Annotated in this window: 19 protein-coding genes; 7 read left to right on the forward strand and 12 right to left on the reverse strand. The window is 32.3% G+C overall.

What is annotated here, in order from left to right; genetic code table 11:
* Position 1: 1 nt before the first annotated feature.
* Positions 2–3,607 (reverse strand): helicase-exonuclease AddAB subunit AddA, encoded by a 3,606-nt coding sequence (gene addA, locus NFR82_RS05870; RefSeq protein WP_251717363.1) that lies wholly within the window; start codon positions 3,605–3,607, stop codon positions 2–4.
* Positions 3,607–7,080: a PD-(D/E)XK nuclease family protein gene (locus NFR82_RS05875; protein WP_251717364.1), complete on the reverse strand. Its 3,474-nt coding sequence runs from the start codon at positions 7,078–7,080 to the stop codon at positions 3,607–3,609. The genes addA and NFR82_RS05875 overlap by 1 nt, the downstream gene beginning before the upstream one ends.
* A 76-nt stretch (positions 7,081–7,156) precedes the next feature.
* Here NFR82_RS05875 and mvk point away from each other — a divergent pair, with 76 nt between their 5' ends.
* Genes mvk through fni form a run of 4 tightly spaced genes read left to right on the forward strand, consistent with a single transcriptional unit; the run spans position 7,157 to position 11,188 of the window.
* On the forward strand, positions 7,157–8,065 hold the full coding sequence (gene mvk / locus NFR82_RS05880) for a mevalonate kinase (protein WP_251717365.1): 909 nt from the start codon (positions 7,157–7,159) through the stop codon (positions 8,063–8,065).
* Positions 8,065–9,027, forward strand: coding sequence for a diphosphomevalonate decarboxylase (mvaD, locus tag NFR82_RS05885; RefSeq protein ID WP_251717366.1), 963 nt, complete (start codon positions 8,065–8,067; stop codon positions 9,025–9,027). The genes mvk and mvaD overlap by 1 nt, the downstream gene beginning before the upstream one ends.
* Before the next feature lie 49 nt (positions 9,028–9,076).
* On the forward strand, positions 9,077–10,159 hold the full coding sequence (locus NFR82_RS05890) for a phosphomevalonate kinase (protein ID WP_251717367.1): 1,083 nt from the start codon (positions 9,077–9,079) through the stop codon (positions 10,157–10,159).
* A 9-nt stretch (positions 10,160–10,168) separates the two neighbouring features.
* Positions 10,169–11,188: a type 2 isopentenyl-diphosphate Delta-isomerase gene (gene fni, locus NFR82_RS05895; RefSeq protein ID WP_251717368.1), complete on the forward strand. Its 1,020-nt coding sequence runs from the start codon at positions 10,169–10,171 to the stop codon at positions 11,186–11,188.
* 55 nt (positions 11,189–11,243) lie between these two features.
* Here fni and NFR82_RS05900 read toward each other — a convergent pair whose 3' ends face one another.
* Genes NFR82_RS05900 through NFR82_RS05910 form a run of 3 tightly spaced genes read right to left on the reverse strand, consistent with a single transcriptional unit; the run spans position 11,244 to position 14,332 of the window.
* Positions 11,244–12,620, reverse strand: a complete 1,377-nt coding sequence (locus NFR82_RS05900) for an RsmB/NOP family class I SAM-dependent RNA methyltransferase (RefSeq protein WP_251717369.1) — start codon at positions 12,618–12,620, stop codon at positions 11,244–11,246.
* Positions 12,621–12,623: 3 nt separating this feature from the next.
* Entirely contained in the window at positions 12,624–13,586 is a 963-nt protein-coding gene (locus tag NFR82_RS05905) for an ABC transporter permease (RefSeq protein ID WP_251717370.1), read from the reverse strand.
* Entirely contained in the window at positions 13,583–14,332 is a 750-nt protein-coding gene (locus tag NFR82_RS05910; protein WP_251717371.1) for an SAM-dependent methyltransferase, read from the reverse strand. The genes NFR82_RS05905 and NFR82_RS05910 overlap by 4 nt, the downstream gene beginning before the upstream one ends.
* Before the next feature lie 136 nt (positions 14,333–14,468).
* Between NFR82_RS05910 and NFR82_RS05915 the strand changes: the two genes are divergently transcribed.
* A complete protein-coding gene (locus NFR82_RS05915; protein WP_251717372.1) occupies positions 14,469–14,657 on the forward strand; it encodes an LBP_cg2779 family protein in 189 nt (62 codons plus the stop codon).
* Positions 14,658–14,740: 83 nt separating this feature from the next.
* Here NFR82_RS05915 and NFR82_RS05920 read toward each other — a convergent pair whose 3' ends face one another.
* The 7 genes from NFR82_RS05920 to NFR82_RS05950 form a co-directional block, all read right to left on the reverse strand.
* A complete protein-coding gene (locus NFR82_RS05920) occupies positions 14,741–15,532 on the reverse strand; it encodes a hypothetical protein (RefSeq protein ID WP_251717373.1) in 792 nt (263 codons plus the stop codon).
* Between the two features lie 11 nt (positions 15,533–15,543).
* Positions 15,544–16,407, reverse strand: coding sequence for a hypothetical protein (locus NFR82_RS05925; RefSeq protein ID WP_251717374.1), 864 nt, complete (start codon positions 16,405–16,407; stop codon positions 15,544–15,546).
* Position 16,408: 1 nt separating this feature from the next.
* The gene (locus NFR82_RS05930; RefSeq protein ID WP_251717375.1) at positions 16,409–17,113 is read right to left on the reverse strand and encodes an ABC transporter ATP-binding protein; all 705 of its coding nucleotides are present in this window, start codon (positions 17,111–17,113) and stop codon (positions 16,409–16,411) included.
* Entirely contained in the window at positions 17,106–17,480 is a 375-nt protein-coding gene (locus tag NFR82_RS05935; protein WP_251717376.1) for a GntR family transcriptional regulator, read from the reverse strand. Before NFR82_RS05935 ends, NFR82_RS05930 begins: the two co-directional genes overlap by 8 nt.
* A gap of 290 nt (positions 17,481–17,770) precedes the next feature.
* Positions 17,771–19,012 carry a peptidase T gene (gene pepT / locus NFR82_RS05940; RefSeq protein ID WP_251717377.1) on the reverse strand — a complete coding sequence of 414 codons (1,242 nt, stop codon included), beginning with the start codon at positions 19,010–19,012 and terminating at the stop codon, positions 17,771–17,773.
* 17 nt (positions 19,013–19,029) lie between these two features.
* Positions 19,030–19,827: a Nif3-like dinuclear metal center hexameric protein gene (locus NFR82_RS05945; protein ID WP_251717378.1), complete on the reverse strand. Its 798-nt coding sequence runs from the start codon at positions 19,825–19,827 to the stop codon at positions 19,030–19,032.
* Positions 19,814–20,503: a tRNA (adenine(22)-N(1))-methyltransferase gene (locus tag NFR82_RS05950; RefSeq protein WP_251717379.1), complete on the reverse strand. Its 690-nt coding sequence runs from the start codon at positions 20,501–20,503 to the stop codon at positions 19,814–19,816. Before NFR82_RS05950 ends, NFR82_RS05945 begins: the two co-directional genes overlap by 14 nt.
* A gap of 113 nt (positions 20,504–20,616) precedes the next feature.
* Between NFR82_RS05950 and NFR82_RS05955 the strand changes: the two genes are divergently transcribed.
* Together NFR82_RS05955 and NFR82_RS05960 are read left to right on the forward strand one after the other, a co-directional pair.
* Positions 20,617–21,057, forward strand: a complete 441-nt coding sequence (locus NFR82_RS05955) for an 8-oxo-dGTP diphosphatase (RefSeq protein ID WP_251717380.1) — start codon at positions 20,617–20,619, stop codon at positions 21,055–21,057.
* A complete protein-coding gene (locus NFR82_RS05960) occupies positions 21,057–21,725 on the forward strand; it encodes a M23 family metallopeptidase (RefSeq protein ID WP_251717381.1) in 669 nt (222 codons plus the stop codon). Before NFR82_RS05955 ends, NFR82_RS05960 begins: the two co-directional genes overlap by 1 nt.
* Positions 21,726–21,818 lie beyond the last annotated feature (93 nt).

The raw sequence follows: 21,818 nt of genomic DNA on the forward strand, positions 1-21,818 counted from the left end.
TCTAATCTACTTCAACGACTTTTTGGGCGTCAAGTAGAATTAAATACTTGCTCTTAACTTTTACTTGTTCGAATTCATTTAGAGCATGCTCATATAAACGAAGCTGTCCTGTGTATTTTTCTTTTATATTCTTAATTGAATTATCTAAATGAGCTTTATCAACATGATCAGTTTTATAGTCAAACAAAATAATCCCGTCATCTTCTATATAGTATCCATCAATGGTTCCGTGAATTAATATTTTAGCATTTGGATCACTAAAAGATGGAAATAATCGATTTGCCGTAATTATACTAGAAAAATCTACTTCTCGTTTTAAATTATTTTGATTCTTAAAAAATGGTTTAGCAAAATCACTCTTTACAAACCATAAAATCTCATCCTTTTTAACCTTTTTGGCTAGTTCCGAATCAAGCTTATTTTGATTAATAAGTTGTTGAATTTCAGCATCTAAATTATCTTCTGTTGGTTCTTTTTCATAATCATAGTATTGCAATATTAAGTGAGTTGCAGTCCCGATTTCAGCACCTGTATATTCATTTTTAAATAAAAAGTTTGGTTTAGTATCAATTGGCTGTAAATAACGATTATTAGATGGAATAAAATGTGAATTTTCTAAATCACTATCCAATGAATCATTAAAAGCATTTTTAATTTCTGAAACTGCTTGATAGGCTGTAGTTTTACTTGCATCAATAAATTTATATTTAAAATTGTAAAGATTTTCAGTGTACTTTTTTAAGGAATCTATATTTGGTTGATTATTATCTGCTGATACTTCTTTCCCCTTAGCAGTATCTGTTTCAAGCGATTCAGTATATTTTATTTTTAGCATTGAATCAGATTGATCAATTCCTAAATTGATATCGCTCAAACTTATTGGAATACTCCTATTTAAATCTAAACTAGGTCCAACAAAATCTAAAGGACTAGCTACAGATAATTTATCTCTTAAAGATAGACCTCCGTTATCATAACTCAAATTATCCCATTTCTGAATTTTCTTTTCATAATTTGGAATTTCAGTAATTAGAATCAATTTTTGTCTGGCTCTTGTCAACGCAACATAAAGAATTCTAGATTCTTCCTCAAGAAGTTGTTGTTTCTTCTTTACATTGGAAATTGCTTTAACTAAAGTATCAATACGATACTGAGGTTGACGAATAGTTAAGCCTACGCTATCACCACTAATGATGTAGTTTCCTCTAAGGTCTTGCATTTGATACTTATGCTGCATCCCTACATAAAAGACAATTGGAAATTCCAATCCCTTAGACCCATGAATAGTCATTAGTCTAACCGCATTTCCTGCATCTTTGGTCAGAAGAGGCTGCGCTAAATCTTTTTTACTTCTGCGCATTCTATCAATAAAGCTAATAAATTGATAAAGTCCTTTAAAGCCCGCGCTTTCATATGAGCTGGCTCTTTCATAGAGCGCTTCTAAGTTTACTCTTCTTTGTTCGCCATTGGGCAAAGCAGTCATGATTTCTAATAAGTTAGTTCGTTCATAAATGCTCCAGATAAGTTCCGAAATTCGATGATTTACAGAAAAATCTCTTAAATCTGAAAGCTGATTTAAAAAGTGCTTTAACTTCTTGCTGAGGTCATCATTTTTTGCTACATAAGCTAATACTGCATTATAGAAGCTAGAGTTTTTGCTATTGATTCGAATTGAAGCTAATTCTTTTTCGTTTAAGTTAAATAATGGCGATCTTAAAACAGCAACTAAAGGGATATCCTGATCTGGATTATCAATAATACGTAAATAATCCATGATGATTGTTAATTCAAATGTTTGAAAATAGTTTTGCGCATCAGAAATAAACAAAGGGATCTCATTTTTGGCGAATTCTTGCATAATTTCCAAGTTATTACTTCTACTTCTTGTCAAAATAGCAATATCGCTATAATTAAGAGTTCTTTTTTTGTTTTTACCAGGATCATAGATTTGAACTTTGTCTTTAACTAGTTGCTTAATACGTTGGATTACTATTTGAATTTCTGAATAATCTAAATCCTCATCTTCACTTTCCGTAGAAGATTTTTTTTCATGAAAAATTAGTTCACTGGCTTGACTAATGTTTTCTGGATAATAGCTTGCACCAAAAACTAATTGTCCTTCTTTTTGATAATCAATTCCCCCAAAATCAGATGTCATTAACGGATTAAAAATCTTGTTAACTGTTTTAGTGACTGCCTTAGTAGATCTAAAATTATCCGATAGTAGAATCCTCCTTTTCTTATCTGAAGCTCCAAAAATTCTATACTTCTCTAAAAACAAACTAGGATCAGCTTGACGAAAACCATAAATTGACTGCTTTACATCTCCTACCATGAAAAGATTATTTGTTTCATCATTTTTCAATGTTTGAATAATTTCTTCTTGTAATGGATTAATATCCTGATATTCATCAACAAGAATTTCTTTAAATTTGTGTTGGTAAAATTCTCTAGCCAAATTTGAATTAGAAGTATCTTGGCTCAAAATTTCAAAAGCAATCTGCTCCATGTCGCTGTAATCAAGGAAGTTTTCTTCTCTTTTTAACGCATTAAAACGATCAATTAGTTTAATTTCAGCTTCACTAATAATTGAAATAAGCTTTTTACCACTTTCCATAGTTTTAATTTGTTCTTTTTCGTCACTAGCAAAAAATGCGGTATAAGTATCAAAAATAAGAGCCTTAGCATCATCTTTAAATGATTGCGTCTTTTCGTAAAATTCTAGTAAATCTTCATCCCACTTTTTTGATTTTCGATATTTACCAACGAATAAACAACTTCTTAGTAGGTCACGCAATTGATTATAATCACTATCAGTTTCAAGCGCATTGATAAAAAGATTTAGATTGGAATGAAATAGCGTAAAATCTTCCTGTACTTTAACAAGTTCTTTGGTCTGCATTTGAATATTATTTAATAATTCAGTTAACTTAATATTTAAGCGATCAAAACTCTTTTTTAAATACGGCTTAATATCTTTTTGCCAGAGATCTGTATGAATAATATCACTATTTACTTGATACTCTTGGGACAAATTCTTAAGCCATTGGCGATAATGAGGTTTTGCCATAGCAAAATTATATAAATCTAATAATAAATCTCTTGCAGAATCAGCATCCCTATCTCCAGCGAAATTATTATAAAAATCTATAAATTCAGAATTTTTAGCTTCAAGATATTCTGTTTCAATTTCCTTTAAAGCTCGCTCTTTTAATAATTCTGCTTGAGTATCATCAGTTAAAATACTGAAACTTGGATCTAAATTAGCAGCGTAGTAAAAGCGATGGATTACATCCAAGCAAAAAGCATCGATAGTTGAAATATTTGCCGTATCAACTAAGTTTAATTGTTGTTGCAAATAATTTTGATTTTTTCTGTCAGTTATCAATGCGTTTCTTAATTCAGACTTAATTCGAGACTTCATTTCTTCTGCAGCAGCTTTGGTAAAAGTAACAATTAGTAACTGATCAACGCTTGTACCAGATAATATTTCGTTTAATACTCGTTGAACTAGTACCGTTGTTTTACCTGAGCCAGCAGAAGCTGAAACTAAGATATCTCTTCCTCGTTCATTGATAGCTTCTTCCTGTTCTTTAGTAAATGGCATTATTTATCTTCCCCATTCAATTTATCTTTAATTTTTTCAAGGAGCTCTTTTTTACTCAAACTACTAATATCGTGATATTGATTCTGACGAAGCATTGCATCAAAGAAGAAAATATCTCGATAATCAGAATATGTTAGTGCATTTTTAGTTTTTCCGTAGCGATATGGATTTAATGTAATCTTTCCAGACAATATTTCATTTGAAGCTTCTTTAATTAGTAACTCATCAAAATCAAGGAGCATCTTAAGTTCATCTTCACTAAAGTTACTATTTCTTGGTAAAGTAAATCCGCCATTTTTCTTAGTCTTTACTCCCGCATAAACATGAGAGCTCATAGAGCTATCTTGTAATAACGGCTCTGCTTCTACTAACAATTTGGGATCATTAGAAATGATTCCTGTATACATTAATTTTTGCTTACCATTTAAGAGATTATCCTTTACATTGAGATCACTACCAATTAGCTCTTTACCGTTTAAGCGATCTAATTTTTGTGTAATTGTTTGATAAAAAGCTCCAAATAAGGACAATTTATCACTTGCAAAGTATTTCGCGTTTTTGGATAAAACATCCAAATACGAAATCATTTGAAGTGAAATTCCGTTATAGAACATCCCTAAATCAAATTTTTTAGCAGAAGACTTATAGTCAATAATTTGTGCCAAAGTTTGATTTGAAGAAACTTTCGCCAAATCAACTCGGTCAATCTTTCCACGTAGATTAACGGAATGCTTTCCAGCTAAATCAGGTAGATCAAACTTAAGTCCCTTTATTTTTTCACTAGATCCAAAGCTTAACTCAGAATATGCAGCTCTTAAAGGCGTGTCATTCAACATATTTCGCCAATTATTTGCTACTTTTGAAGTGGTTTTATCAAGGCAAGTAAATAAATATCGATTAAAGGGATCATTCATCAATTGCGCGTATTTACTATCATCTTTCATCTCTGTTCGAGCAATTTCTAATAACTTTTCAAGTTCAATTGCATCGATTTCAGCAAGATTTAGTTTTTTAGCATTTAATTCCTTTACCAATCTATCGAAAGTTTCATGGAAATAATTTCCGGCCTGAATAACATCTAACTCATTTTCAAATCTCTTTCTTAAACGTAAACCATAATTTAAAAAGTATTCATATGAATTTTCATAATAAGTTTCAAGTTGAGAAACAGAAGAATTTAAATCCTGTCCATATAACTTTTGAGCAAGATCTAGACCAATATCAATCGGATTATTATCAAATTGATTGGCTTGTTCAATTGAATCAAACTTTTCAGGAATATTATTCTTAGTGAGATTCAATAGTTCAGAAATACTATTATTTTTAGTAATAGAATTCAAGTATGTTAAATACCCCAAACTAGCATCTGGATTTGTAATGAATGAAAGTACGTCCTGCATTTTATCAGGTAAATCGTGTTGTTCCATTTCAGGAGCTCGGAATTGTTTTAATCGTTCATAAAAAGTAGATGGATCTAACTCTTCATTCATTGCATTAAGACGTGGATACGAAATATATAGTTTATCATGAGCCAATGCCATTGCTAAACCGAATTGGTAGTTTTGATCAAGATTATTGGTCAATTGTCGATCTTCAAGATAGGAATCTTCTTTAAAGCTTGCAGACATATTTTCCAAATTCTCCGAACTTAAAAATCCTGGTGTTTTTTGGATACTTGGCAAACTACCACTGCTTGCTCCAATAATAAAGACTTGTTTATAGGTCGTATTCTGAACCATACCTATTTCAGAAATATTTACCGCATCTAGAGTTGATGGAATTTGTGAAAAGTTTGCTTGTCTAAACGAATTGATTAACATTTCAAAAAATTCAGCTAAATCAAACTTTTCTGAGTTAATTAAAAGATAGTCTTTTAAAAGAGTTATTAATAAATCCCATAATTGTTCAGGTTGTTGAGCTAATTGCAAATCACCTGCTTCATTGGCCTTATCACGCCACTTTTCAAGCCTTTGAGTAACTCCATTATTAGTTAAGAAATTGAAAAAAGTGGTAACGGCTTTTTGACTATCTGTCTCGGCCTTTAAATCATTAAAAAGTTTGTCGATCTTTTCAATTAAAAATTGACGTAGTTTATCTATTCTTCCAATTTCATCTGGTAATTTATCTAATCTAATTACATCAGCTGAAATAAAATTAGAGAAACTCTTCTTCCACAAAGTATGATTTATACCATGTGCCAAAACAAAGTTTTCAAGATCATCTACATCCCTACTATATGATGCTTCATCATGATACCATTCTGGGATAAGTAACCTTGTTTTTAAAATCGCAAGCAAATTGTTGCTTTGCCAAGGTCTTTTTAATAATGCAGCTAAGTTTTCAATTAATACAACTAGTGGATGATACTTCATCTCCTGCTGCAGATCATTAAAGAATGGAATTCCATTCTGACGAAGAATTGGAACTAGATAAGTTTCATATTCATGCAAATTTGGCGCAAGAATCAAAAAATCTTGATAACGATAATCATTTAGTGCAACTTGTTGATAAATAGTACGTGCAACAAAATATGCTTCTGAATAACGAGAATCAGCTTTAACAAGTTGGACATTCTCTAAGTTTTCTTTTATAGAGATTGTATCAGTCCAGAGTGAATTTAATCTTTCACGTTCAGTTTGTTTAGAATTCAAGGGAAACGTTTCATGTTCAAAGTCAATTTCTCGTTTATTCAAAAAGTCGATTAATCTTTTAATGGTATTTTGAATTACATAGTCGTAATCTCCTGGAATTGCTGCAGGATTTATTTCACCAATTTTAGTTTTAAAAGCCAAAGTTACATTTTTAGCCTTCATTGTTAATAACTGAATTGTCAACAATTCTTGTAATGAGAAGTGAGAGAAGTCAGTGAAATAAAAACTAGTATTTTTAAGATCTTCACTACTTGCTAAAATTTCATTTAACTTCATTTCAGTTTCATTTTTGGTAATAAACTTTCCAGCGATTTCTTCTCTAAAATCAGAATAAATGATTTTTAAATCGTGCAATTTGTTCTTTGTTTCATTATCCAAATCATCAGTTTTAATTTCATCTAGTTCAATGTTTCCATTATAAACTTGTAAAATTGAATCATAGAGCTGGCTCACTAAGCCAGAATTTATATTAGTATTTTGAAATAGTTTTAATTCGGCTCTTCTCTTTTCAATAATTTTAGATAAGAGCATTGCTGCAGCCGCATCATCAAGCTGTGTTTCTAATTTATCAGAACTCTCTTTTAAAAAATACCAAGCTAATCGTGAGAATGATAAAATTTGCAAATTCTTAACAGAAGTTTCAGTTTTACCTTGACTATTTGCAAGTTTGTTAATTGCTTTAATTTCTGTGGTAAACTTAATATGATTAGGGACGATGATAAAAGTTTCATATTCTGGATTTTGTTTGTAGTTTTCTACTGCTTGTTCCAGAATTTTTTCTTGTAACGGATCGGTCTGTCGACCTGTAATAATTTTGATCATTTGTTCGTAAACTCCTTGCTCTTATTCTATCATGGATAAGTTAGAAAACTAATTTGAATTTAGGACGGAAATTATAATGAAAAGTAGTTATCTTTCACACGGTAAAGTAATTTTAATTGGTGAACACTCTGTAGTTTATGGATACAATGCATTATGCATGCCTATCAAATCCTTAAATATTAAAACAACTGTTGAAGCAAATGATGAAATGTGGATGGATACTAAATATTATCACGGACCGCTCTTTGAAGCACCTGATGAATATGATGGTTTAAAATTTGTTATCAAAACTATTTTAAAAAAAGCCAATAGCACTGAAAATTTAAAAGTTACATATACTGGTGAAATTCCTATAGAACGTGGATTTGGATCAAGTGCCACTGTTGCCCTGGGAACTACGAAGGCCATGAACGCTTACTTTGATTTAGGATTATCTCACGAAGAAATCATGGATATCACTAATCAAGCTGAGACTATTAATCACGGTAAAGCCTCAGGTCTTGATGCAGCAACAGTTGATTCCGATTACTTAGTTTTTTTCAACACTCAAGACGGTCCAGAAAAATTAAAAGCCAAACTAGGTGCCACTCTATTAATTATGGATACCGGTGAAATGGGTAACACTAAAGAAGCCGTTACCAAGGTAAGGCATCAACTTAATGAATCAATCGATGCCAACAAACGAATTGAAAGGCTTGGTGATCTAGCAAATCAAACAATGACCGCCTGGACAAGTCACGATGCTTCAAGTATTGGTGAATACTTTAATAAAGCACAAGAAATTCTAGCTTCCTTTGGATTATCAACTAAGCGAATTGATCAGATCAAAAAGATTGCTCATGAAAATGGTGCCTTGGGTTTTAAATTCTCAGGTGGTGGACTTGGTGGTATTGTTATTGCCTTATGTTCAAATGAAGAAACTGCAAAGAAAATCGCAGAAAACAGCAAAGAATTAATTAATGATTACTGGATTGAGGAAATCTAATGAAAGCTACTGCACGTGCACACACAAATATTGCTTTAATCAAGTACTGGGGAAAGGCTGATGCTAAACTGCGTTTACCCTTAATGTCTAGTTTATCGATGACTTTAGACAAATTTTATACTGATACTTCAATTGAAAAGAGTTCTGAAAATACTGAATTTTATTTAAATAATCAAAAACAGGATACTGAATCTACTAACCGCGTCATCAATTATGTTAGAAGATTACAAAATGAATTTGGTTTTTCAGATAAATTAATCATAAAATCAACTAATCATGTACCTACGGCAGCGGGGCTTGCCTCTTCAAGCTCTGCTTTTGCAGCCTTAGCTGGAGCATTTAACAAATTTTATGATTTAAATTTATCTGATCGAGAATTATCACGCTTAGCAAGAATTGGTTCTGGATCTGCAAGTAGATCAATTTTTGGTGGATTTGCTGTTTGGCAAAAAGGACATGATGATTTAAGTTCATTTGCTTACTCACTAGATGAAAATCCTCAGATGGATTTATCATTACTAGCAGTTGAATTAAATTGTCAAAAGAAGAAAGTCTCATCAACTTTAGGGATGAAACAAGCACAGACTTCCCCATTCTTTGATACTTGGATTAATCGTAATGATTATGAATTAGAAGAAATGATAACTGCAATTAAAAGTAATGACTTTACCAAATTAGGTGAACTGGCAGAACTTAACGCTAGCGAAATGCACGCCCTAAATTTTACTGCTCAACCTGGCTTTACTTACTTTGAACCAGATACAATTAAAGCGATCAAGTTAGTTCAAGATCTCCGTCAAAAAGGAATTGAATGTTACTACACAATTGATGCTGGTCCGAATATAAAGATTTTGACTCAATTAAGAAATATAAAAGATATTGAAAAAATCTTTGAGTCCGAATTCAATAATGTTAAGATAATAAAGGCAAGTTTTGGTCCAGGGCTTAGCTATCTGGACTAAAACTTTTTATGTCAGTTAAGCTTATAGAATAGATTAGAGGATTGGTTCTTTGATAACAGAAAAGGCGCCTGGAAAATTATATATTGCTGGTGAATACGCAGTTTTAGAACAAGATTGTCCTGCTATTTTAGTAGCAGTAAATCAGTTTGTTAGAGTTTCTATCTCAAAAAGCAAAACAAGTACTGGTTTAATTCATTCAAAGCAATATTCACAAGATTCAATTCATTGGGTTCGACAAGGATCTAGGATGGTAATTGATAATCGTGATAATCCATTTGAATATATTCTTTCGGCCATCTCTTTTACTGAACAATATTGTATTGAGCAAAATATCGAAATGACTGTTTATGATCTCCATGTAAATTCAGATCTTGATTCAGCCGATGGTAAAAAATATGGTTTAGGTTCAAGCGCAGCCGTCACAGTCGCAACTGTAAAAGCAATATTGCGTTTTTATGGTGTAGATTTCAGCAATGAATTAGTCTACAAGTTATCTGCTATCTCCCATTATTCAGTTCAAGGAAACGGATCTGCTGGAGATATTGCAGCTAGTGTATACGGTGGTTGGCTAGCCTATCAAACATTTGATAAAAATTGGTTAAAACGTGAATTAAGTAGTAAATCTTTATCTAAAGTGATTAATGAAGCTTGGCCAGGTCTTAATATTGAATTATTGACCCCTCCTGCCGGTATGAAATTGATAATTGGCTGGAGTCAAAAGCCCGCCTCAACTTCTAGACTAGTAGACGAAACTAATGCTAATAAAAAGGCTCTTGATGATGAATATCGAAGATTTTTATTAGCTTCTAGAAAATGTGTATTAGAGATGGTACGCGGATTTAAGGAAAAAAATATTACTTTAATTCAAGATCAAATTCGTGTAAATCGTAAAATTTTGCAACATTTTGCAAAAATCAATCACATTGCCATTGAAATTCCTCGTCTTACTCGTCTAATTAATATTTCCGAAAATTTTGGTTGTGCAGCTAAAACCTCGGGTGCTGGAAATGGTGACTGCGGAATCGTTATTACCGATGAATCTACTGACATTGATGCACTTGAACGAGAATGGCGAATTAATGATATTTTGCCTTTAAATTTAAAGGTTCATCAAATTACTTATAGCAACTAGTGAGGGTCTATGTCTAAACGATCAGAAAGAAAAGAAGAACATCTGGCATTAGCTCAGATGTTTTTTAATAAAGAAAAACAAAACTATTTTGACCAGGTTCACCTATTAAGACCTGCTCTTCCCGAAACAAAAGTTAATCTTAACTCTATTAAGACGACCATGTTTAAGAAGAAAGTTTCTGCCCCATTTTTTATTAATGCAATGACAGGTGGATCAAAAAAATCTTTTGAAATTAACAAAAGCTTAGGTTATGTCGCAAATAAGGCCAATATTGCCATGGCACTAGGCTCATCAAGTATCTTAGTTAATGAGCCTGATCAACTAGCCAGCTTTTCAATTGCGCGTGATGAAAATCCTGATGGTGTTTTAATGATAAATATTAATCCTTTGACACCGGCTAAGGATGCAAAAACTATCGCTAATGAACTCCAAGCTGATGCAGTTCAAATTCACGTTAATACAGTTCAAGAGTTAGCAATGCCTGAAGGTGAGCGTGACTATCGTTGGTTAAATAATATGAAAGAGCTACAAAATGCAATAGATGTGCCAATAATAGTTAAAGAAGTTGGGTTCGGCTTTGATCAAGGCTCAATTAAACTATTGAAAGAAAATGGCTTTAATCTTATCGACGTTGCTGGTGCTGGCGGAACAAATTTTGCTCAAATAGAAAATAGTCGCAATAGCAATGATTTAACTTATCTTGAGGATCTTGGACTTCCAACCCCAGTAACAGCTCTAATTGCTAAAAAAGCTGGCATTGATTATATTGTATCTGGTGGTGTAAGAAACCCATTAGACATCCTTAAAGGTTTAGTATTAGGTGGAAAATACGTTGGTATCTCGAACGTATTATTACAAAAACTGCTTGATCAAGGTCAAGAAGGATTATTGGAATTTGTTCAAGAATGGAAAAAAGAATTGGCTGGGTTAATGGCAATCTTTGCCTGTTCGAATTTAAAGAATGTTCAGGAAATTCAAATCTATTATGATCTTTATCTTAAAAACATTTTGTATCAATTAAATATATAATATAAGAAAAATAAAAGAAGAATCTCGAAATTGAGATTCTTCTTTTACTTTATATTTAGATTCTTAAACCCTTTGGATAAAAATTCTTGAGTACACCATTGCCAGTTACTTTACCAAAACTAAAAATAAAGTCATGATAACTAACTAAAACAAAGCCTTTTAATGAAGTATCAACACGTAAGGTTTCTCCGTGTAAATATTTTTTATATTCGTCTTCTGATGACAAATTGATTCTATAAGTTTGCTCAACTTGCCCTAAGACCTCAGCAAGTTGATGACCTGGTTCAAAGCGATTTTTCTTTAAGATACCTAATTCAAGTCCATTATTTAGGATTTTTAGCCCTTTTAAGCGACTTTTATCTATTGCAGGTATAAATACGTGATCATTTCTTACTTGCACTCTCGAATCCCAATTTTCAATTTCTATAGGTAACTTAAAGTTTTTGAGTACCTTAGCAATTAATTCGCTAGTTTCTTTTGATAAAGAAGCTTTCTTCTTACTTTTTTTAGCTTTTCTTACTTTTTCAGTTTCAATTTTTGATTCTGGTAATTTTAATAAAGCCGCAAATTGTCCCTCACCCAAATCATCCTGAGGCCAAAATCTAATAGTATTTTCTAATCCAGATACGCTACCCCAGGCCGGGTTTCCATGACTCACCTTTTCCAAACTAATTGAATCGATCGTCAATATCTCCATCTGATATTCTTTAACTAACCAACTGACAATCTCTTCATCTTCTTCTGGAGAAAATGTACAAGTTGAATAAACTAATTGTCCACCTGGCTTGAGCATCTTAACTGCTTGCTCCAAGATTTCAATTTGTCGTTTTTGGCAAGTTAAAACATATTCTGGAGACCAATATTCAATTGCTTCGGGATTCTTTCTAAACATCCCTTCTCCGCTACATGGTGCATCAACTACAATCTTGTCAAAGTAGTGCTCGAAATTTTTGGCCAAAGCGAATGAATCATTATTTGTAATCAATGCATTAGTAATTCCCCAACGTTCAATATTTTCTCTTAAAACCTTGGCACGGCTAGCAGATATTTCGTTAGCTACTAAAATTCCATTACCTTCTAAGGCCTGTCCTAGCGCCGTACTCTTACCACCAGGTGCGGCACAAAGATCTAATACTTTTTCACCAGGTTTAATGTTTGCAATTGCTGCAGGAAACATTGCCGACGGATCCTGAGAATAAACTGTTCCACTTACCCATTCAGGATCAAGACCGGAAACATCTGCGTAATAGGCCTTTTTAATGTTAGGAACAGGATGATTTTCTGCATATGATACTTTTTGGTTAAACTTCAACGGATTAATTCGATAGGCCTTTTTGCTCTCATTATCCATTGCTTGGAACATCTTTTCGGCCTCATCTGTTCCTAATAAGTTTTGATATTTATTTTTAAAATCTTGAGGTAAATTGAGCATTAATTATCTCTTCTTTCTAAACTTATTTAAGTAGTCCCAGGTTGCGATGTATGCAAAAATTCCAACTAAAAGGTTGGCTACAATCAACATTATTAAATGTTCATTTCCTTTAAAGAACTCAGTACTATATAAAACAATATAAGAAATAAATGCTAAGAATGATTCTGTTAAAACTAAACGGATAAAGCGATTGGTAAACCAATTATTGAAGAAACTGTGTTTTAAATTAGTTAATTTTATCTGGTGCCAATGGATTAAAGCGATCAATGCATTACATACCATTGCAACTAACCAGACTACAAAAATTAATAAAATTTCTTTGATCACAGAAAAACTATGAATTTGATGATCTCTTACAAAAGCCGGAACCGAGGTTTTTGCATGATAATGCTTCGCAACTTTTTTGATAACAGGGTTACTCGAATCAATGATTATACGATAATCTCTTAATTGTCCTTTTGCAGTTGGCTGATCAATTCCAGTGCTCAAATAGTATTTATTTTCTTCAATTTGGTGATATTTTTTCAGTTCACCAATAACTGTATAATATTGATCATTTATATGAATATATTTATTTCCTTGAGTTTCCATCACCTTAACTTGTGCATTTGGTCCAAGGACTGCAAATGAAACGCGACCAGAAAAGTCATCTAAGGTAAAAAATCGTCCAGTATCAGTCGACATTGATAAAACATTTCGGTTGGCCCAAACTAAAACTTGGTCTCGATTTATTTTACTGTCAAAATGAAATTGGATTTTTTCTTTATGGAAGTTCTTATCAATATACTTCAAAAAAAAGCTAATTGTTTGTTTACTATTAGTTGTAAAATACCTAGTATTATTGCTCAAACCATGTGTCTCTAAGAGCTGATTGGCCTCTTTAGATTGAACATTGGACAAGATGCTCCCAGTTCCAATAAAAGTCAAAAATATAATAAAAATTAAGATGATTTTTTTCCAGTTCATATTTTTTTCACTTCGTATATCTTCTCATCAATAAAATCAAAATTTGAAAATGATTTATTTATTTCATCCAACTGCTTTGAGTGAACAAATTGGGCTTGAGACCAAAAGGTTCCAGAATTAGTAGCACCATCTTTTTCTCCAATAAAAAGCAACTTACTATTTGAAGCAGATGCTTGCCAGGCTTTAATTAATTTAACATCACTATGACCAAAATTTGGAGCCCAAGAGCAAATGATAAGATCCACATTTTGATACTTTTCAATTGCCTTTATTGCATCAAGATTTTCAACCTGCAGAAATTTCTTTTTTCCGGTTGAAGAAGTCTTGGCCCACTCGAGTGAATCTGTTGCTATCACCTGAAGTCCAACATCATTTAATGCCTTTGACCAATAAGCATTTCCAGACATGACTTCTAATGCAGAGTTTGCAGCATACTTTTCTTTTATCAATTGAGCAGTCCTTAAATTTGGCAGTGACCAAATACCATAGTGCAATGACAAATATTGTCTAAAGCTATTTAAAAGATTATTAATCGCCTTAATTAATCGTTCATGCTCTTTTCCAATTTCTTCTGTTAGCAACTCCATCTCATCTGGATAAAATCCAAGACGATTAGGAGCGTGTCTAATTACTTGCTTTTGATCAATGCATGCAATAATCTTATTAATCTCTGAAACTTGCTGATGAACAGAGTTATTATTCAGTTCTTTATCAATCTGATTTAATTTATTCAAAAATTCATTCATATCCTAACTATTTTACCATTCAGTTGAGCGTAAATCAGTTATCAATTGAAGTTTAAATCAATTTAAACTTTTAAAGTGATCAGACTTATTTTCTAAATTTTATGTTAAAATTAATCAATAAGGAGAGATGATAATTATGAATCAACAAGAAGAATTATCAGATGCAATTATTGATTTTCAAGTAAAACATCACATTAGCGATACTGATATGGCTTTTGGAAGTCACTTATCAGTTGAAAAAATTCATGCAATGAAAACTGGATCTGGAGTATTTACAGATGAAGAAATTAATCAACTTTTAGATTACATCTCATCTAACGCTTAAATTGCTAAATCACCAAAACTTATGGGTTTTGGTGATTTTTTATATCAAAAGAAGGAACCCTATAAAATCAGGTTCCTTCTTTGTTAATTTTTAGTTTCAACGTACTTATTCTTAAGCCATAAATTCAAAATTCCAAAAATTATAGCTCCGCAGAGATATTCTACATTTAACGTCCACAATTCAACATAAGAATTAAAGGTTTGATTAACTCTATCTTGAATATAGGAATTAATATTCAAGAATAAGTATGCTGCAATAATAATTAAGATTGCAACAATTAAAATTCTTACCCATTTTGCATTCTTGACCGGTAAAAAGTCACTAATTGCATGTGATGAAAAGTTTACAAAATCAACAAATGTAAAGATGATTAATACTAATGCAATTAGAAAAATAATTAATTCAAGATCATCGCTGGCATCAGAAAATGTTGGTGCAAGATCATTAATCATATTTCTTCCACTAGTTGATTCAAAAATTAATCCAATAATTAAATCCCAAATGAATTGTATAATGAAGATATATACACATTCTGCAACACTTGAAAGAATATTGCTTAAATAGACTTTGTTTTCTGAAATAGGTGCCAAATGCCAAGTGGTTGAAATATTAATTTTTTGATTTTGCCAACACATTAAGCCACATAATGTAAGATCTGCAAAAACAGTTGTAATTACACTAATTGAGAATGGAATCGTCCAGAATCTGTTTCCTGGAAACATAGACAAAAGAATATCTGGAGCTCCATGTGGATTTTGAATAAGAATTAGCAAGCTCAAAAAAATGATTGAAAACAATTGAATTAAAAGTATCAAATGAACATAACGGCTTTTGCGCAAGAACATTTGATTAAAAATTTTGCCAAAACTTGTCATCAAGTATTCTCCTATCTACTTTGCTTAGCCTCAACGAATTTGTTAATTAAAAGGAAGTTAACTATACCGAAGATAAGATCTAAGATAATAATATCAATAAACGCTGGAATCATAGACACAGCAAAATCATTATTATTCCCAAATATAGAATCTAGCCCAATATTACCTAGTAGATTACCAAGTACAGTCAAAATGTAAACTACCGCGATTAAAACAATCAATCTAACAACGAATACTAAAAACTTATTAGAACCATTTGGCAAAAAGTCAATAATTGCACAACTAGTAAAATGTAAAAAACTAACTATTACGTACCAGAATAGTCCCAGTAAAGAAGCAAGCAAAACCATTAAAAGACTATCGCCTAAAAATTCCCAGATCAAAGGTTGGCTACTTATCATTCCCATTTTATTAAGCACCATTGCTACAGCACTTCTAACTTGATCACTTGAAGCGTAGGTAATAATTGCTGCTAAAACAGCCATAATAGCTTGTAATACTATAAGATAAACAAAACTTGCAAATGAACTAAGTGTGTTACATACATAGATTAGACCGTCATTCATTGGAACCAAACGCCATGTTTGACTGCGGTTCACTTTTTCGTTCTTCCAACTTGTAATAATTATATATGCTGGATTAGCTAAAAAACTATATCCTAAGAAGGTTGCAATAATTCCAACTATTACACCAGAAAATAGATTCAAACTGATATCAGGTCCAATTTGAAACTTGAATGATGAAGTATTTATCGTTCCAATAAAAGCCATAATCATCGTAACGATAGCTGCGGCTAATTGAATTAAAAAGACTAAATTTGCGGATTTATTTTTTTGTTTAAAAAGTTGTTTAAATAAGGTCCAAAAAGATGTCATTTTAATCATCCTCGCCTTCATATAATCCTTCATAGTATCCTTCGACACTCTTATGACTTTCACGAATTTCATCAGCAGTCTTATGGGCAAAGATAGTTTCATTCTTGATAATCACAACTTCATCAAGAAGAGTAGAAATCTCATTTACAAAGTGATCTGAAATCAAGATTGTAGCATCATCATCTTTCCACATAATAATTGAGTTGATGATTTTCTTACGTGACATCGCATCAATTCCGCCAAATGGTTCATCCAAAAGGTATAAATCTGCTTTTCTAGCAAAGGTTAAAGCAATAACCAGCTTTTCACGCATTCCTTTCGAAAGTTGACTCAATTTCATCTCTGGATCAAGCTTCATAAATTTACTTAATTCTTCAAATTCATTTTCATTGAAATCTGAAAAGATATTTACATAAAATTCAACAATTTCATTTATCTTTGTTGAATCACTAAAGCCGTTTAGACCATCAGTAAAGGAAAGTTTAGCCTTTCGCTCTGCTTCTTTTGTTGCACCATTTACTTCTATTTGTCCCTTATAGTTCTTAGCAACACCAGCGATAATTCGCATTAAAGTGGTTTTACCAGCACCATTTTCTCCAAGCAAAGCAACAATTTTACCTTTTTCAATATTGAGATTTACATTAGTTAATATTGTCTTTTGATTTTTCTTATAACTGAGATTGTTGATCTTAAGCAAATCATTCATTTTCTTTATTCCTCCTCTTTAGATAATCTTCTAAAATTGAAACCAAACTATCCCCGTCAGCTCCTAATTTCTCCATGTTTTGAACAAAATTATCTAATTCATTATCAATTAATGATTGTTTAGTTTGATTAAGTAATTCCGTGTCCTCCGTTACAAAATTACCTTCACCACGCTTGGTAAAAAGAATTCCTCGATCGTTCATCTGCCCAAGAGCTCTTTGAACTGTATTTACATTAACTGTTAATTCAAGTGCAAGTTTGCGAACAGAGGGAATCTTTTCACCTGCTTTTAATTCACCTAAAGCAATTTGACGATATAGGTATTGTTCAATTTGAAGATAAATAGGAATATTATCTTTAAATTCCATTTCGCACCTCATGTATAGTGTATTATTTATCTATCACACTGTTATAGTAACTCAAATTTATTACGTTGACAAGTCAATTATTTTGTTTCACGAATCATAATTTTGAAATTCTAAAAGCAAAAAAGTCGATATTCCCTAATATATAAGGAATATCGACCCTTTTATTTTTCACTTTAACGTCAGTGCATAAATTTTATTAAAAATTATAATAAATATCTTTACTGTTATTACAGTATTTTTTGGACTTAAGTATTTTCAACAGTTAAATCAAATTTATACTTTTTGTTTCACTATTTAGCTCTTTCAGCATTAAGTTGTGCCATTTTAAGCATTACATCAACGGTTTTGTACATTGATTCAAGTACAGTATATTCAAAACGGCCATGCATATTTTCTTCACCAGCAAAGATATTAGGACATGGCAAACCCATATATGTAAGTTGTGAACCATCAGTACCACCACGAACTGGATCTTCATTAATTTCAAGCCCTTCAGCCTTATAAGCGTCACGGGCTAAATCAACAATTTCCATATGCTTTTTAAGTTCATCGGCCATATTGTAATATTGATCCCACATCTTAAGCTTTAATCTTTCAGTGCCAAATTCATCATTCATCTTCTTAACAATTGACTTGACGAGATTCTTACGTCTTTCAAGACCATCTCTTTCAAAGTCACGAATAATGTAATCGAGATGAGCATGATCAACAGTACCATCAAAATTCATGATATGAAAGAAGCCTTGCTTACCATCAGTTTTTTCTGGAACTTCATCTTGTGGTAACTGATTTTGAAAGTCGATTCCAACTTGAATTGCATTGATCATTTGACCTTTCGCAACAGCTGGGTGTACATTTACACCTTGAATATCAAGTCCAAATTGTGCAGCTGAGAAAGTTCCCCAATCAAGTTTACCTGGAGCTTCTCCATCAACTGTAAAGGCAAAGTTAGCACCAAACTCTTTTACATCAAAGTGTTCTGCTCCAGTGCCAATTTCTTCATCTGGTGTAAATGCTAAACGAATCTTACCATGCTTAACTTCTGGATGATTCATTAAGTACTCTGAAAAAGTCACTAACTCTGAAATACCACACTTGTCATCCCCGCCTAAAAGAGTATCTCCTGAGGCTGTAATGATAGTTTGTCCTTTATACTTCTTTAAATTTGGAAACACTGCTGGGTCAAGATAAAATTCAGAGTCTCCCAATTGAATCTTACTTTCTCCATCATAATTTTCATGTATCTGTGGCTTTACATTTTCAGAATTAAAATCAGCAGTATCACAGTGTGCTAAAAATCCCATTACAGGTACATCATAATCAACGTTAGAAGGAATTGTGGCAATTACACAACCTGATTTTTGATTATAGTGTACGTCTTCAAGACCCAATTCTTCTAGATCCTTCATAACAACATTCTTTTGGAAATTTTCTTCACGTTCAGTTGAAGGAAAACGATCTGAATGTTCGTCAGAACGTGAATTCACTTTAACGTACTTTAAAAAACGTGGTAACAAGTTTGGATATTCCATCTTATTTGTCTCCCTTTCTAAAATAAATCTTGGAATGGATTAGTCGATACTTCGGAAAGCTCAACGCCCACATTCCAATTGTATTCCTCATTCCAGTCCTTTAAACGATCAAAAACCTTATATTTAAATAGTTTTTCTGTATAATGTCCTGGATCAACTACTGTTAAGCCAGAAGAAATAATATCGTGTCCCACGTGGTAATAAATGTCACCAGTAATGAAGGCATCAAGTCCTTCTTCAAGTGCGCGACGCCAATATTTACCACCATCACCACAAATAAAACCAACTGTATTAATCTTTTTATTGTTGTCAGCAGTAATTAAACGGGCCATTTTAATTCCCATCTTTTTCTTAACGTAGTAGGCAAACTCTTCGGACGTCATTTCCTTTGGCAATCTACCTTTGCGTCCTATTGCAATTCCATCATCATCTGGACAAAATGGTTGGATATCTTGAAGGTCCAATTCTTCTGCTTCCCAATCACTTGATCCATTTTGGGCTTTATCTGAATTTGTATGAATTGAATATACAGTAATGCCATTTTTGATCAATTTACCGTACATTGCATTTTGAGGATCGCTAAAGTCCAAATTACGAGCTGGTCGGAACATTACAGGGTGATGGCTTACGATAAAATCAACGCCCTTTTCGACAGCCTCATTTACAACTTCTGGACGCACATCTAGCGTAGTCATAACTTTAGTAACGTCTGCGTCAATTGAACCAATTTGCATTCCAACTGGATCGCCACTACTTGCTATATCTTCAGGAAAATCTTTTCTTAAACAATTTACAATATCTCTAACTTTCGTCATTTAAATTCTCCTCAATCATTTTATTTTCTTTTTCTATTTTATTAATTCGGGCTGTATCTTTGTCCTTTGCTTTGTTTAAATTTTCAAGTAGTTTCTTACGGTAAGCTAATTGACCTTGCCACTTTTTGAAAAAGACAGAATTTTTTTCTTTTAATATATATGGTCCAAAAAAAAGTTCCTCTTCAGACATTATTACTTTTTTGTTGACAAATCTTGCTTTAATTAATTCATAGGTATGTCCTGCTTCCTCAATTAAATGCTCTTCTATTACTTGATAGTTATGCTCCATCAACCAATTTCTAACGCCGGCTTCTCCAATATTGGGTTCCAATACTAAAGTTTCGAAGCGAAAGCCATTTTGCCAACCTGCTTCTAAAATATCACTCATCAGCTTACCACCCATTCCGGCAATAACTACAGTATCAATATTATCTTCTTGAGTGATTGTTTCAAGACCTGAACCAAGGCGAGTTTCAATATTTCCAGTTAGACCAGCTTCGACGATATCTGTTTTCGCATTATCTAATGGCCCCGCTGCAACATCGCTAGCAATTGCAAATTTAATTTTATTGTTTTTCACTAATAAAATAGGTAAATATGCATGGTCTGTTCCAATATCAGCAAGTCTACTATTAGGATCAACCATTTCAGCTAAAGTATTTAAACGTAAATTCATTTTTTCCTCACTTGTCATTATTTATTAAAATTTTAGCATACCAAAGTAAAAAATTATAATTAAAAACTATAATCTTTTGTTACAATGAATAATAACAAAAGGATGATGAAACTATGAATAGGAATGAACCCGTCACATTAACTAATATGTGCATGATTACAAATAAAAATAAAATACTAGTAATCGATCGAAATGATCCTGTTTGGCCAGGTCTTACCTTCCCTGGGGGACACGTTGAAGATCATGAATCATTTAATGATTCAGTTATTCGAGAAGTTAAGGAAGAAACCGGGCTTGATATAAAACATCCTAAATTAGTTGGTGTTAAGCAGTTTTACGATAATGATAAACATCGTTATCTCGTCTTTTTCTACCATGCTAAAGATTTTTCAGGTGAATTAAAGGCTTCTGATGAGGGCGCATTATCTTGGATGTCAAAAAATGAACTTGAAAAATCTAAACTCGCTTTTAACTTTGATCATGATTTGCCAGTATTTTTTGATCCTAATATTAGTGAGCATATGTTAGATGGAAAGCGGGATGAATTGTTTTAATGAGCAAAAAGCATAAAAAGAAAACTTATCTTTTTTTCTTTACAACAATTTTAATTATTGCAATTGCCTGTTTTCCAATGATACACAATCCTTTTGATTTTGTTCATGGTTTTGAACCAACCCACAAAGTAAAAAAGAAAAAAGTAGTCAAGAAAAAGGTAGCTGAGACATGGATTTACCCTTTTAAGAAGTTAGATGAGAAAAAAATCAACTTCAAATCTGGGCAAAAATTTGGTGAGACTGATGTTATTAGGCGAGTAAAGCCCAAAAGCTATTTCCATGATGGTTTTGACTTTGGTTTTTCTGAAGTTGGACACTCTCCTGTTTTCGCCATACATGATGGTGTAGTACATAAGGTGCACTTCCGTCCGGGAATGGGATTATATATCTGGGTCATCAGTCCAGATGGTTATGTGCAAGTTTATCAAGAAGGTTTCTTGAGTATCACCGATATTTATGTTAAAAAAGGTGAAAAAGTTAAGATGGGACAAAAGATCGGTCGCTTAACTGGTTCACATATTCATCTTGGCTTAACTAAAACAGATAAAAATTATATAGATAAACACGGTGATCCATGTAAATACTGGTGGAAAAACAATGGTACTTGGATCGATCCAATGAAGGTTATAACTGCTAATCGAAAGGCTGCCGGAAAATTCTATCAATAAAAAAAGGATTGAGATTATGAAGTGCCTCATAATTGTTAGACATAGATCTAATGATTGTGAGGTATTTTTTATGACTAAATATTCTACTGAGTT

Source organism: Lactobacillus agrestimuris, from assembly GCF_943193025.1.
Classification (GTDB): Bacteria; Bacillota; Bacilli; order Lactobacillales; family Lactobacillaceae; genus Lactobacillus; species Lactobacillus agrestimuris.